Source organism: Aquimarina litoralis (genome assembly GCF_019295435.1).
GTDB lineage: Bacteria > Bacteroidota > Bacteroidia > Flavobacteriales > Flavobacteriaceae > Aquimarina > Aquimarina litoralis_A.
Genome location: NZ_WEKL01000002.1, coordinates 112,143 through 126,108, shown reverse-complemented (window position 1 = coordinate 126,108; position 13,966 = coordinate 112,143). Strand labels below are relative to the sequence as shown.

General features: G+C 32.8%; 12 protein-coding genes. 8 read left to right on the top strand and 4 right to left on the bottom strand.

Annotation, left to right across the window (positions count from 1 at the left end):
- Positions 1-11 precede the first annotated feature (11 nt).
- A complete protein-coding gene (locus GBO31_RS01960) occupies positions 12-1,199 on the top strand; it encodes a pyridoxal phosphate-dependent aminotransferase (protein ID WP_219006670.1) in 1,188 nt (395 codons plus the stop codon).
- Between the two features lie 199 nt (positions 1,200-1,398).
- Positions 1,399-1,662, top strand: a complete 264-nt coding sequence (locus tag GBO31_RS01955) for a hypothetical protein (RefSeq protein WP_219006624.1) — start codon at positions 1,399-1,401, stop codon at positions 1,660-1,662.
- Positions 1,663-1,685: 23 nt separating this feature from the next.
- Here GBO31_RS01955 and GBO31_RS01950 read toward each other — a convergent pair whose 3' ends face one another.
- Together GBO31_RS01950 and trkA are read right to left on the bottom strand one after the other, a co-directional pair.
- Positions 1,686-3,182, bottom strand: coding sequence for a TrkH family potassium uptake protein (locus GBO31_RS01950; protein WP_219006623.1), 1,497 nt, complete (start codon positions 3,180-3,182; stop codon positions 1,686-1,688).
- A 1-nt stretch (position 3,183) separates the two neighbouring features.
- Positions 3,184-4,533, bottom strand: a complete 1,350-nt coding sequence (trkA, locus tag GBO31_RS01945) for a Trk system potassium transporter TrkA (protein ID WP_219006622.1) — start codon at positions 4,531-4,533, stop codon at positions 3,184-3,186.
- 363 nt (positions 4,534-4,896) lie between these two features.
- On the opposite strand from trkA, the gene GBO31_RS01940 reads away from it, so the two are divergent.
- From GBO31_RS01940 to GBO31_RS01930, 3 genes are all read left to right on the top strand, one after another.
- The gene (locus GBO31_RS01940) at positions 4,897-5,694 is read left to right on the top strand and encodes an alpha/beta hydrolase (RefSeq protein ID WP_219006621.1); all 798 of its coding nucleotides are present in this window, start codon (positions 4,897-4,899) and stop codon (positions 5,692-5,694) included.
- Between the two features lie 491 nt (positions 5,695-6,185).
- A complete protein-coding gene (ubiE, locus tag GBO31_RS01935) occupies positions 6,186-6,914 on the top strand; it encodes a bifunctional demethylmenaquinone methyltransferase/2-methoxy-6-polyprenyl-1,4-benzoquinol methylase UbiE (protein WP_219006620.1) in 729 nt (242 codons plus the stop codon).
- 1 nt (position 6,915) lies between these two features.
- Positions 6,916-7,638 (top strand): porin family protein, encoded by a 723-nt coding sequence (locus tag GBO31_RS01930; protein ID WP_219006619.1) that lies wholly within the window; start codon positions 6,916-6,918, stop codon positions 7,636-7,638.
- A 10-nt stretch (positions 7,639-7,648) separates the two neighbouring features.
- Here GBO31_RS01930 and GBO31_RS01925 read toward each other — a convergent pair whose 3' ends face one another.
- Positions 7,649-8,380, bottom strand: coding sequence for a TrmH family RNA methyltransferase (locus GBO31_RS01925; RefSeq protein WP_219006618.1), 732 nt, complete (start codon positions 8,378-8,380; stop codon positions 7,649-7,651).
- 37 nt (positions 8,381-8,417) lie between these two features.
- On the opposite strand from GBO31_RS01925, the gene GBO31_RS01920 reads away from it, so the two are divergent.
- From GBO31_RS01920 to accD, 3 genes are all read left to right on the top strand, one after another.
- A complete protein-coding gene (locus GBO31_RS01920) occupies positions 8,418-10,982 on the top strand; it encodes a BamA/TamA family outer membrane protein (RefSeq protein WP_219006617.1) in 2,565 nt (854 codons plus the stop codon).
- An 87-nt stretch (positions 10,983-11,069) separates the two neighbouring features.
- On the top strand, positions 11,070-12,137 hold the full coding sequence (gene fbaA, locus GBO31_RS01915; RefSeq protein ID WP_219006616.1) for a class II fructose-bisphosphate aldolase: 1,068 nt from the start codon (positions 11,070-11,072) through the stop codon (positions 12,135-12,137).
- Between the two features lie 69 nt (positions 12,138-12,206).
- Entirely contained in the window at positions 12,207-13,067 is an 861-nt protein-coding gene (gene accD / locus GBO31_RS01910) for an acetyl-CoA carboxylase, carboxyltransferase subunit beta (protein ID WP_219006615.1), read from the top strand.
- Positions 13,068-13,132: 65 nt separating this feature from the next.
- Here the strand turns inward: accD and GBO31_RS01905 are convergent, their stop codons facing one another.
- A complete protein-coding gene (locus tag GBO31_RS01905) occupies positions 13,133-13,960 on the bottom strand; it encodes a hypothetical protein (RefSeq protein ID WP_219006614.1) in 828 nt (275 codons plus the stop codon).
- Positions 13,961-13,966: the final 6 nt, after the last annotated feature.

Genomic DNA, 13,966 nt, shown 5'->3' with positions numbered 1-13,966 from the left:
AAGTATCGGAAATGAGCATTCAATTATCAGACAAAATCAACAAACTAAAAGCTTCTGCCACCTTAGCAATGGCCGCAAAAGCTAGAGAATTAAGAGCCGAAGGAAAAGACATTATTGGTTTAAGTTTAGGTGAGCCTGACTTCAACACTCCAGATTTCATAAAAGATGCAGCTATTCAGGCTGTTAATGATAATTATAATTCTTATACACCTGTAGATGGCTATGTAGAGCTTAAGGACGCTATCATCACGAAGTTTAAAAGAGATAATAATCTTACGTATGATCGTTCTCAAATTGTAGTATCTACCGGAGCAAAGCAATCTTTATATAATGTTGCTCAAGTATACCTTAATCCAGGAGACGAAGTGATACTTCCTTGTCCATATTGGGTTAGTTATAGTGATATAGTAAAACTAGCAGAAGGAGTGCCGGTAGAAGTAAAAACTTCTATTGAAAACGATTTTAAAATGACTGCAGCACAGCTAGAAAGTGCCATTACTCCTAAAACCAAAATGATCTGGTACAGTTCCCCATGTAACCCTAGTGGTTCTATCTACAGTAAAGAGGAATTAAGAGCATTAGCAGATGTTTTACAAAAATATCCTGATATCATTGTAGTAAGTGATGAAATATACGAACACATCAATTATGTTGGAGATCATGCATCTATGGCTCAATTTGATGATATGTATAATAGAACTGTTACAGTAAATGGAGTAGCAAAAGCATTTGCTATGACTGGATGGAGAATAGGATATATTGGTGCTCCTCAAGCAATTGCCAGAGCATGTAATAAAATGCAAGGTCAAGTTACAAGTGGTGCAAACTGTATAGCCCAAAGAGCAGTGATTACTGCTTTGGAAGCACCAGTTAGTAATATCCAATATATGGTAGATGAGTTTAAAAATCGTAGAAAATTGATTTTAGATTTACTAGCAGAAATACCTGGTTTCGAATGTAATGAACCAGAAGGAGCATTTTATGTATTCCCTGACATTTCTTATTATTTCGGAAAAACAATTAACGGTACAACAATCAACAATGCTTCTGATTTCTCTATGTTCTTGTTAGAAAAGGCAAATGTTGCAACTGTAACTGGAGATGCTTTCGGGAATGGAAACTGTATACGAATTTCATATGCAGCCAGTACTGAGCAAATTACGGAAGCAGTAGACAGAATCAAAAAAGCGGTTAGTTAATTTAGCAAAACCATATAACTTTTATTAAAAAATCGATGATTCAATAAAAATCATCGATTTTTTATTTTCAGAAAATAAATTGATGTTTTTAGAGTTATACCGAATGATATTCTGTATTGTTTTGGGGAAAACATTTAAGAAAAGAGAAATAATTGTAGTTTGAACATAAATAACAATCTTAAAACCTGTATTTGTATTTATGGACATTCTTGAAAAAGAACGTATTGTTCAAAAAAATGTGCTTCAAATTTTCAAAGAAAATTTTAAAAGCCCGTATTCCGATGATGAGATTCTGAACTACACACCTTCTGATGTAGAGAGTTCAGCTTCTTACTATGAAGCTATTTTAGACATATTCTTTATAGAACCACGCTATTTACAAAGCGTACAAGGAAAAGTAAAAGATACCATTAAAAAAGTTGCCGAACTTTGGTATATTAATCCTTATGCGATTGCTCCTTAGAAGGCCACTTTTTAATAAAAAACTTATCTGTTTCTCCAAAAGAAAGGAGTAAGCAGTATAAGTACCGTAAACAGTTCTAGTCTTCCTATTAGCATTAAAAAAGCACACCACCATTTCCCAAAAGCAGGTAATACATCAAAGTTATTCACTGGACTAAGTTTTCCTAAAGCAGGCCCAACATTTCCAAGAGAAGAAGCCGCGCCACCAATTGCAGTTTCAAAATCCAAACCTAGCATTCCTAATACTAAAGATCCAATGATAAATGATAACATATACAATATAAAAAATGCCAATATGTTATAAACAATTTCTTTTGAAACTGCTCTTGTATTATAACGAACGGGTAATATAGCTCTAGGATGCAATGTTCTTTTAAATTCTAAAATACCATTACGAATAGTAATCAAGTGCCTAACAATTTTCATTCCTCCAGCAGTCGATCCCGCAGATCCTCCAAGAAAAAACAGTCCGAAAAACACAATTTTTAAAAAAGGAGTCCATACAGTGAAGTCGGCAGAAACAAACCCTGTTGTTGTAATCACTGCTAACACCTGAAATAATGCATGTCTAAAAGCACTCTCAGCTTCTCCTAAGACCATGGGATGATCTATTACAGAATTAGCAGGATCAGCTTTCAGATAAATTATAAAAGCAGAAACAGTAGTAAATGCCACCATAAATATTAAATACCATTTAAACTCCTCATCCTTTAAGAACTTACTAAACTTCCCTTTAAAGCCAAAATAACTTAAAATAAAATTCATTCCAGCTAAAAACATAAAGACAATAATAATATATTGAATAAGGGGTTGGTCATTCCAATATGCAACACTTGCATTTTTTGTAGAAAAACCTCCAGTAGACAATGTACTCAACGCATGATTTATAGCATCAAAGAAATCCATACCCGCAAGTTTTAGCAAAAGTGTTTCTGCAGCTGTATAGCCGAAATAAATCAGCCATAATCTTTTTGCAGTATCTGTAATTCTAGGGTGTAATTTATCTGCACTTGGACCTGGAGCTTCTGCTGCAAATAACTGCATACCTCCTATTCCTAATAGTGGCAAAATCGCAACCGCTAATACAATGATTCCCATACCACCAATCCAATGTGTAAGGCTACGCCAAAACAAAACACCTTTTGGCACAATTTCTATTTCATTGAGTATAGAAGCACCAGTAGTGGTATAACCTGACATGGTTTCAAAAAATGCATTTGTAAAAGAAGGAATAGCTTCTGAAAAGAGATAAGGCAATGTACCACTTAGAGACATAAAAATCCATCCAAAAGTAACCACGATGTATCCTTCTCTCTTATTAATAGATTTTTGATGTTCTCGGGTAAGAAACATTAAAATTATTCCTACAAACATAGTTGACAATGCCGCCAACATAATTTGCATGGTAACACCATCTTTGTAGATAAAACTAACAATAGTAGCTATTAACATAAACCCACCATTACAGAGCAATAAAAGCCCCATAATATGAGTAATAATTTTAAAGTTCAGCTTAGACATGTTAGAGGAATAGTTTTTCTATTTTCTTAATAGATTTAGGCAAGCAGCATACCACTACTCTATCACCAGCTTTGATATAAAAACCTCCTAAAGGTATCATCCCCTCACCATCTCTGATTACTCCGGCTATAATAGCTGATCTTGGAAAATCAAGATCTCTGATAAGATTATCACTTACTTCAGAAGTAGGTTTTACAACAAACTCCAACAATTCGGCATTCATGTTATTGAGTTTTGTCATCGCCACTACTTCTCCCTTTCTGATAAATCTAAATATATTATTAGCCGCTAAAAGCTTTTTATTAATCAACGTATCAATCCCTATAGAATGTGATAGCTGAAAATAGTCCATATTTTCTACTAACGCAATGGTTTTCCTAACTCCTTTTGATTTAGCAACCAAACAAGACATAATATTGGTTTCTGAATTACCTGTTACCGCGATAAAAGCATCCATATCATCAATATTCTCTTCCTCCAAAAGCTCTACATTACGACCATCACCATTAATAATCAATGCATTTGGTAAATCATCAGCCAAATCAAAGGCTTTATCCTTATCACTTTCAATAAGTTTCACTCTAAACTTATGATCACATAAATCACAAGTGGTTTTATATCCAATCTTACTTCCACCAAGGATCATCACCTTCTTAATTTGCTCCTTTACCTTACCTGTTAACTTGTAAAGCTCCTCTACTCCACCTTTTGAAGTCACAAAATATACCTGATCGCCTTCTTTAAACTTCGTATCTCCTCTAGGTATGATCGTATATTGAGTTCCTGATCTTTGGATTGCAATTGGCATGAAATGGAGTTCCGGAAAAATTTCAGCCGCTTCACGTACCGTTTTATTCACAAAAAGAGCTGTTTCTGAAAGTGTAGTCCCCACCATTGTCAAAGCTCCATCTTCAAATTCATAACTATCACTAAAAGCTGATTGATTAAGTAATAGTTCAATTTCACTAGCAGCTAATGCTTCTGGAGAAATTAGCTCATCAATACCAAACTTGATAAATCCAACTTCTTCCTTATTTTCAATAAATTCGGTATTCGAAATTCTGGCAATCGTACGTTTTGCTCCTAGTTGTTTAGCCAAAACACATACGGTAATATTAGTAGTCTCACTAGAGGTAACACTAATCACCATATCTACGTTTTCTACTCTGGCATCTTTTAGAATACTTATTGAAGTTGCGTCTCCCTTTATCACACGAATATCTAAGTGACTATCCGCATAATTTAAACATTCTTTATCAGGATCGATCAATGTAATATCCTGAGATTCAAATGAAAGTAATTTTGCCAAATGAAATCCTACCTCGCCTGCTCCGGCAATAATAATTTTCATCCGTAATTTTTATTATTTATCATCAAAAGATAAAATTAACTTCAGTAAAAACTTATTTTTTAAAAGTGAAAAAATTCTACTGAAAAATAAAAGTCTACAAAGATAGTGGAATTTCATAAATTGATAAAAATAATTAGGACATCCTTACTCAAAACAAGTGTGCAAACTAATTCCTATTAATTATTACAACTTACAATATTCTCCTAAAAATTTTATTTAGACCCCTACTCTTTTAGCACCACTACAGTGATAATAAATGAAATTATTCATTTCAGTAAACAAAAAAGACAATTCGGTAATTATTTTTTAGAACAATTAAACAACAACTACATCTTAGCTATAAAATTAAAAAGGTTTACACACATGTTAAAGAAAATTACACTTATTAGCTTATTGATAATACATTCTGCTGTTATAAATGCTCAAATGGATGATAAATTCTATTTTCCAAAAAAGGAGTTACAACCAATTGAATGGAAAAACATCGAAGAATTATCATTTAAAATTGAAAAAGATACCATTTCTGCTTTGATACTAAAACCAAAAGAAAAGCCCAAAGCAACTATCTTCTATTTTCATGGCGCTGGAGGAAATATTAGTTATTACGTTCCACTCACCAAAATATTAGTAGAGGACAATTTTCAAGTAGTTATGATAGATTTCAGGGGATATGGTAAATCAACTGGAATTCCTACTCACAAAAACATTAACAAAGATGGTACATTAATATTGGAAGATCTACTTGAGAAAGAAGGTATAAAAGAAACACCAAAAATTATCTATGGAATTTCTATAGGAACCCAGATTGGCACACTTTTAGCAAAAACCTATAAGGAGCAAATCAATGGATTAGTTCTAGAAGGAACAATGGCTTCATTTACTGACATAGCTATGTATCATGTTCCTGAATACAAAGAGTATTTAGAGAAAAATTACATTTCTCCTTATGCAGCAAAAGAAGATATTAAAAACCTTGATAAGACTCCTAAACTTTTTATTCATAGCAAAGAAGATAAAGACGTCCCATTTTCTCAAGGAAAAATGGTATATGACAATGCTTCTGGACCAAAAAAATTTATAGAATTTAAAGGAAAGCATCTTCATGGGTTAAAACATAAAAAAGAGCTAATTCTTAAGGAAATTAATCAAATGTTACATTGATTAATTCTAGACTTCCATTTTTTACGGAGATACTCACAAAGATGGATCTACTGAAATCTATAAAACTAACATTTAAGCATAAATCTATATCTAAATGAAAAATTTAAAGATAAAAAAATAGAATCTAGTTATATAAACTTTCTAATTGACAGAAGCTATTATTATTATGAAAAGGAAGAAAACAAAGCAATTCAACACCTAACAAAAGCCTTGAAACAAGATAAAGACAATGTAAAAGCAAAGCGTCTTCTGGAAAAAATAAAAACTAATTAAATATTCTCGATTAAGAATACGTTCTACCTCTGAAGGAATTCCGAGATTTGTTTTTTAAAAGCAAACCACTTACAATTTTAATATTTGAGATCAACTAGTTTAAATACTTCATCATATTTAAGCAAAGTAAATTCTAAAATTCATAAGGTTAACACAACTAAATGACATTCTTTTCCTACGATACCTATCAAAAATGTATATTTGCCTAAATTTTTCGAATGTCAGAAAAAATAACGCCATACAAAGATAAAACCACCACAAAAAAAGAACAGGTTACGGAGATGTTTGATACTATTTCTGGTAACTATGACGGTCTGAATAGAGTAATCTCCTTTGGAATCGATGTAAAGTGGCGTAAAAAAGTTGTCAAAATAGTTTCTGACACTAACCCAAATAACATTCTCGATGTAGCAACCGGAACTGGAGATCTCGCAATTAATCTTGCACAAACTGGAGCTTCTGAGATCGTTGGTTTGGATATCTCAGCAGGAATGCTAGCAGTTGGAAAAGATAAAATTAAGGCAAGAAAACTTGACCAGATTATTACAATGGTCAAAGGTGATGGTGAAAGTTTACCATATGATGAGAATTATTTTGATGCTATAACAGTAGCTTTTGGCGCAAGAAATTTTGAAGATTTAGAACAAGGACTTTCAGAAATATATAGAGTATTAAAACCTGGAGGTATCTTTGTTGTCCTAGAGACCTCTATACCAACCAAAACCCCTTATAAACAAGGATATAAGCTTTATACTTCTTCGATTCTTCCTTTAATTGGCAAGATATTTTCTAAGGATAGATCAGCATATTCTTATCTTAGTGAAAGTGCAGCTGCATTTCCTTATGGAAACGCTTTCAACAATATTTTGAGAAAAATTGGGTTTATAGAAGTCGAAGATCATCCACAAACTTTTGGTGTAGCTACAATTTATACAGCCACAAAATAATATGAAAAAAATTTTTATAGCCATAGCTGTTATTGTTTGTGCTCAAGATATGAGCGCACAGTTGTTTTCTAAAGAACGTGTTAGAAACTTACAAAATTATGATAAACCAAGACTAAGTTGGGGATACATTCTTGGGTTCAACACCTATGATTTCAACTTTGATTATAAGGCTACTCCAGAAGGAGAAGACCCTATATTAACAAATGATGTGGAAGTTGCTAAATCTGTCGGATTTAACGTTGGTCTATTAGGAAATTTAAGAATCAATGATTATTTAGATCTTAGATTAGAACCACAGGTATCTTTTGTAAGAAGAGATTTGACATTTACAGGACCTGACTTTAATGAAAACCAGCGTTTCAGAGAAGTAACTTCAACCTACGTTCATATACCATTATTATTAAAAGTTTCTACAAAAAGACTTAATAATTTCAAACCATTTATCGTTGGTGGAGTTTCTACTTCTATTAATTTATCAAGTAATGAAAATAATCCCGACGATAATAGCGTAGGGCAATTTAGAACTAAAACGAATACCAATTATTTCGAACTTGGATTCGGAATTGATTTCTATCTGTTTTATTTTAAGTTCACTCCATCAATTCGAGGAGTATTTGCTATGACGGATGAATTAGTGGCAGATAACGACCCTAATAGCCCATACACATCAGCAATTGATAAAATGTCTTCAAGAGGAGTTTTTATCAATTTTACTTTTCAGTAGAGAAGATTATTTAAGAACGTTTAAATTCGTTTAGAACAATTGCGGTTGCGGTTGCTACATTAAGACTTTCAGTGACTTGTTTATCACCAAATCGAGGAATTGCAATTTTTCTTGAAACTAATTTTTCTACCGTTTCAGAAATACCATTAGCCTCATTTCCCATTACAATAACTCCCTTTGTTGATAACGACTCTTTATAAATGATATTACCATCCATAAAAGTTCCATATACTGGTATATCATTTTGATTCAAAATCAAAAAACTTTGTAAATCCCCATAAACGATATTAACACGAGTAATGGATCCCATAGTTGCCTGAATAACTTTCGGATTAAAACAATCTACCGTTTGTTCAGAGCAAAATAAACTACGAATCCCAAACCAATCACACAATCGAATGATAGTTCCTAAATTTCCAGGATCACGAACATCATCTAATGCTAGAATGAGATGATCCGTATCTATAGCCTTAGCATCTGGAATATAAAATAATGCTAGCGCAAATTGCGGTGTTTTTAAAAAGGTAATACTTTTTAATTCTGACTCGTTAACGCCAAACGTTTTTTCAATTGGTGTTTTAAAATAAGAAACATCTAAAGTAAAAAGAGAATGAAGTTCTAAATCAGCCTCTAAAAACTCTTGAATAACCTTTTTTCCTTCCGCAACAAACAATCCATGTTGTTTTCGGTACTTTTTTTGATGTAAACTAGTTATTAATTTCTTTTGGTTTTTGCTAACCATACAAATAATGTATTTTTGACACAATAATGATTCTCGATTGAAACACCTGCTCACAAAAATAGTATTTGTTGTAGTATCTACAATTTTTTTAATTTCTTGTAATGCCATTAAAAGAGTACCAGAACAAGAATACCTATTGACAAAAAATGAAATTTTTGTTGATAGCACAAAAAGTAGTGATACCAAACTCTATAATCAGTTGTATCAAAAACCTAATGCCAAACTAGCTTGGACTCCCTTTAGACTTCATCTATATAATCTTGCCAAAGTAAATCCTGATTCAGCATATCAAAATTGGTTATACAAAAATCCGAAAAGAGAAAAGAGACTTACTAATTTTTTATCAAAAAAACAGGTCAATAGATTAGGAGTAGCCTACGCAGGAATTAATAATTGGTTAAAAAAAGCTGGTGAAGCTCCTGTGGTTGTAGATAGCTCTAAAGCGAAAAGATCCATTAAAAGATTACAATCTTACTATTGGAACAATGGATGGTTTAATGTAAAAGCTGACTACAAAATTAACTACGATATCGATCAAAGAGCTTCTGCTGCATATTACATACGCCCTCATAAGCCCTACTTTATTGACACACTAAATACAAAAATTGAATCAAAAGCAGCAGATTCTATTTATCAATTACATCGTGATAAATCTGCTATAGTAGTTGGAAAACAATACAGAACTTTAGATATCGAGTCAGAAAGAGAAAGATTAACAAGTCTTTACAGAAATTCTGGGTTATATCATTTTGAAAAAGAATATATAAAGTTTGATGCTGACACAGTAAACACAAATCAAAAGATACACCTTAACCTTCTTATTAAAAATAGACAAGTAACAGAAGACGAGGAGACAAAACGTATCCCTTTTAAAGTTCACAAAATTAGCAAAGTCAACGTATTTACTGATTACTCATATCAAAACAGAAATGAAACGCCAAAAGATAGCGCTTCTTATAATGGATATAATATTTATAGTTATGATAAACTAAGGTATACTCGTAAAGCAATTGCCAATTCTATTTTAATAACACCTGGTGAGATTTTTCGGGATAAAGATCGAACACTTACATATAATCAAATCAACAATTTAAAAACCTTTAAGTATCCGAATATTCGATATAACATTGATCCTGATGATCCTGAAGGAACAGATCTAATAGCAAATGTATTATTAACACCAAGAAAAAAGTATAGTGCTAATGTAGAAGTTGATGTATCTACTTCCAATATTCAGGTATTTGGAATTGGATTCAGTGGCTCTTTTTTAATTCGAAATGTTTTTGGAGGAGCAGAAATTTTTGAAATTTCTGGTAGAGGAAGTATAGGATCCTCTAAAGACCCTGTAGATCCTAATAGCCAATTTTTTGACATCTCAGAAATTGGTGTTGACCTTAAATTATCATTCCCTAAAATTATTTTCCCTATACAAACTAGAAGAATTATCCCAAAATATATGTCCCCAACTACCAATCTTATTTTTGGTATTAATACACAACAAAATATTGGTTTGGACAAGCAGAATGCTTCAGGTATTTTTAATTACCAATGGAAACCAAATACAAAGCTCACCAATCAAATTGATTTAGTTAACGTTCAATATGTTAGAAATCTAAATACAGGAAATTATTTCAATGTATACTCTAATTCTTTCGGTCGATTAAATAATATTGCAAACGAAGTATTGGATGCTGGTTCTCCCTTTTTTGACCCTGAAAACATCAATGAAAACATCTTATCTATACCATCAGGTGCAGACAGCTTTATTTTACAATCTCTAGGTGAATCTGCAGATTCAGACCTTAGTCCAGAGCAAATACAAGAGATAAGAAACATAAATGAAAGAAAAGAACGACTTACTGAAGATAACCTGATTTTCGCTTCCAGTTACACCTATCTAAAAAACAATCGAGAAAACCTTTATGATGAGGATTTTTCAAGGTTCAGAGCCAAAATAGAACTTGCAGGAAATGTTTTAAACGCTGTCTCTAATCTTGCTGCGCTAAGAAAAAATTCTAATGATCGTTTCGAAATATTTGGTGTAGAGTTTTCTCAATACGTAAAAACAGAATTAGATTACATAAAACATTGGGACCTTGGAAGAAAAAGTGTCTTAGCATTCAGAGCATTTGGAGGTATTGCAATACCTTACGGTAATGCAAACAGTATACCTTTTGCACGAAGTTTTTTTGGAGGTGGTCCAAACGACAATCGTGCTTGGTTGCCATATGATTTGGGCCCAGGAAGTAGTGGTGGTAGAAATGAATTTAACGAAGCCAACATGAAAATTGCGTTAAATGCAGAATTTAGATATAATATTCTGGGTGCTCTCAATGGAGCTTTCTTTGTAGATGCGGGTAATATCTGGAATGTTTTAGACAGTGTAGAAGAAGAAGACGCCGTTTTTTCTAGACTAGATGATATTCAGGAAATTGCCGTAGGAAGTGGATTAGGACTTCGATATGATTTTGATTTCTTCGTAGTTAGATTAGATCTCGGTTTCAAGACGTTCAATCCTGCTCGTTTAGACGATCAAAGGTGGTTTAAAGGTTATAACTTTTCTGAAGGAGTTTATAATGTAGGGATTAATTATCCTTTTTAACAATAATCCTTATTTTTCACCTTTAAATTTAAAATTCATTCAGTATTATTTTATTATTTTTGTAGGCTTATTAACTAAAAGTAAATTATGAGTCACAACATCAAACCAGGAGTTGCAACAGGAGACGAAGTACAGGCTATCTTTAATTATGCCAAAGAAAAAGCTTTCGCCTTACCAGCGGTAAATGTAATTGGATCCAATTCTATCAATGCAGTATTAGAAACTGCAGCAGAATTAAATTCTCCGGTAATTATTCAATTCTCAAATGGAGGAGCACAGTTTAATGCAGGAAAAGGACTTTCTAATGAGGATCAAAAAGCTGCGATTGCGGGTGCTACTGCAGGAGCTAGACACGTACATCTAATGGCTGAAGCTTATGGAGTGCCTGTAATTTTGCACACTGACCACTGTGCAAAAAAATTACTTCCTTGGATAGACGGATTATTAGAAGCAGGTGAAGCTTTTTATAAAGAGACAGGAAAACCTCTATACAGTTCTCATATGATTGATCTATCTGAAGAACCAATAGAGGAAAACATCGAAATTTGTAAAGAATATCTTGCTCGAATGAGTAAAATGGGAATGACTCTGGAAATAGAATTAGGTATTACTGGAGGAGAAGAAGATGGTGTAGATAATAGTGATGTAGATGATTCTAAATTATATACACAGCCTGAAGAAGTTGCTTATGCTTATGAAGAACTAAGCAAAGTAAGTGATAAATTTACAGTAGCTGCTGCTTTCGGTAATGTTCATGGTGTGTACAAACCTGGAAATGTAAAATTAACTCCAAAAATTCTTAAAAACTCTCAGGAATTTATTTCTGAAAAATATGGTGTAGAACATAACCACATTGACTTCGTATTTCATGGAGGAAGCGGTTCTACCTTAGAAGAAATCAGAGAGGCTATTGGATATGGAGTGATCAAAATGAATATTGACACAGATCTTCAGTTTGCTTTTAACGAAGGGATTAGAGATTATATGACAGGAAAAATTGATTATCTCAAAACTCAAATAGGAAATCCTGAAGGAGCTGATGAGCCTAATAAAAAATATTACGATCCAAGAAAGTGGTTAAGAGAAGGAGAAATTACTTTTAAGGACCGTCTTAAAAAGGCTTTTGAAGATTTAAATAATGTAGATACATTATAATAAGATAGACAACCAAGCTGAAACTCTAAACATACTAAAGAGTTTCAGCTTTTTTAATATAAATAATTTATGGCTTGGTTTAAGAGAACTCAAAAAGGTATACAAACTGCTACCGAGGACAAAAAAGATGTTCCAAAAGGACTTTGGTATAAATCGCCTACAGGAAAAATAGTCGATGCAGAGCAACTAGAAAAAAACTTTTATGTAAGTCCAGAAGATGGGTATCACGTAAGAATAGGTAGTAAAGAATATTTTGAAATCCTTTTTGACGATAATAAGTTTAAAGAATTGGATAAAAATCTTACCTCAAAAGATCCTCTTAAATTCGAAGACAAAAAGAAATATACTGAACGTCTAAAGGACGCACAGGAAAAAACGAATCTAAAAGATGCGGTTAGGACTGCCGTTGGAAAATCAAATGGTAATGATATTGTAATTGCTTGTATGGATTTTTCATTTATAGGTGGTTCTATGGGAAGCGTCGTTGGAGAAAAAATAGCCAGAGCAGCTGACCATGCTTTAAAAAATAAAATACCATTTATGATCATCTCCAAATCTGGTGGAGCTCGTATGATGGAAGCTGCACTATCATTAATGCAATTAGCAAAAACGTCTGCAAAGTTAGCACAATTAGCTGATGCAGGAATCCCTTATATATCTTTATGCACAGATCCTACAACTGGAGGAACAACTGCTTCTTTTGCAATGCTTGGAGATATAAACATTGCAGAACCGGGAGCTTTAATTGGATTTGCTGGACCAAGAGTTGTTCGAGATACTACAGGAAAAGAACTTCCTGAAGGTTTCCAAACGGCTGAGTTTTTAAAAGAACATGGTTTCCTAGACTTTATTAGTCCTAGACAAAACCTAAAAGAAAAAATAAATCTATATCTTGATCTAATTCTTAATCGACCTTTGTCATCCAACTAGATTAAGATTACTACAAATAAAAAAAGCGTCCTTTCTTGAGGACGCTTTTTTATTATACCTTATAATTACAATAAAATTTCTCTTTCTTCACCTTCAGAATTAGTAAATAATGCCTGATTATCACAAGATCCATCTCCATAATCTAACGTACCACTATAGTTAGTCCTTACTAATTCAACAACGCCACTCACTAAAAATCTGCAACTTGCCTCTCTCCTTAAAGGAGTAGTGATTGTCGTACTATGCATATTTCCATTTGCAAAATTCGTTTGCCATGCTCCATTAATCAAAAACACATTATCTCCCCAATTACCATTAAAAGCACCTTCAATCCATTCACGTGTTTTACTACCCGTTCTTGATGCTTGCGTACCATCAGCAAAAGTAACCGTAAGATTCAACTCCATTGAATACTCAGGATTACCATTTTGATTAGACTTTAATCTAGTAATAGTTCTTGACCCTTCAAATTGATTATCATCTATAAAGAAATCTTCTAAACTATAATTAATTACAAGAGACATTGCTTCTACATCAAGTTCATAAGACATCAAAATTTTTCCTTTTATAATATGTCCGCTTCTAACTTCGCATCCTTCGGTACCAAAATCAATTGTTACATTTTTAGTAGTATCTGTTAATACAATAGTTACCGTTGCACAGTCCGGCAAAAAACGTCCATTACTTTTTGACAAGCCTTCTTCATCTTCAAAACCTTGTAAAGTAAGATCACTTATCACTTCAGAACCATCATCAATATCAGCGGTTAAAGCCGCTTCTTCACTATCTATAGCATCCAATGATAATTGATCTGCTACTTCTTCATTATTACACCCCACTAAAACCACCGAAAAGAATGCAATAAAACCAAATTTTAAAATGTTGTTCTTCATTATCTT

What these genes read in the sequence shown, in the direction of transcription:
- GBO31_RS01930 (WP_219006619.1), top strand. Translation starts at nt 6,916, where the DNA reads ATGAAAAAAATTTTTATAGCCATAGCTGTTATTGTTTGTGCTCAAGAT.
- GBO31_RS01960 (WP_219006670.1), top strand. Translation starts at nt 12, where the DNA reads ATGAGCATTCAATTATCAGACAAAATCAACAAACTAAAAGCTTCTGCC.
- trkA (WP_219006622.1), bottom strand. Translation starts at nt 4,533, where the DNA reads ATGAAAATTATTATTGCCGGAGCAGGCGAGGTAGGATTTCATTTGGCA.
- GBO31_RS01940 (WP_219006621.1), top strand. Translation starts at nt 4,897, where the DNA reads ATGTTAAAGAAAATTACACTTATTAGCTTATTGATAATACATTCTGCT.
- accD (WP_219006615.1), top strand. Translation starts at nt 12,207, where the DNA reads ATGGCTTGGTTTAAGAGAACTCAAAAAGGTATACAAACTGCTACCGAG.
- GBO31_RS01905 (WP_219006614.1), bottom strand. Translation starts at nt 13,960, where the DNA reads ATGAAGAACAACATTTTAAAATTTGGTTTTATTGCATTCTTTTCGGTG.
- GBO31_RS01950 (WP_219006623.1), bottom strand. Translation starts at nt 3,182, where the DNA reads ATGTCTAAGCTGAACTTTAAAATTATTACTCATATTATGGGGCTTTTA.
- ubiE (WP_219006620.1), top strand. Translation starts at nt 6,186, where the DNA reads ATGTCAGAAAAAATAACGCCATACAAAGATAAAACCACCACAAAAAAA.
- GBO31_RS01925 (WP_219006618.1), bottom strand. Translation starts at nt 8,380, where the DNA reads ATGGTTAGCAAAAACCAAAAGAAATTAATAACTAGTTTACATCAAAAA.
- fbaA (WP_219006616.1), top strand. Translation starts at nt 11,070, where the DNA reads ATGAGTCACAACATCAAACCAGGAGTTGCAACAGGAGACGAAGTACAG.
- GBO31_RS01955 (WP_219006624.1), top strand. Translation starts at nt 1,399, where the DNA reads ATGGACATTCTTGAAAAAGAACGTATTGTTCAAAAAAATGTGCTTCAA.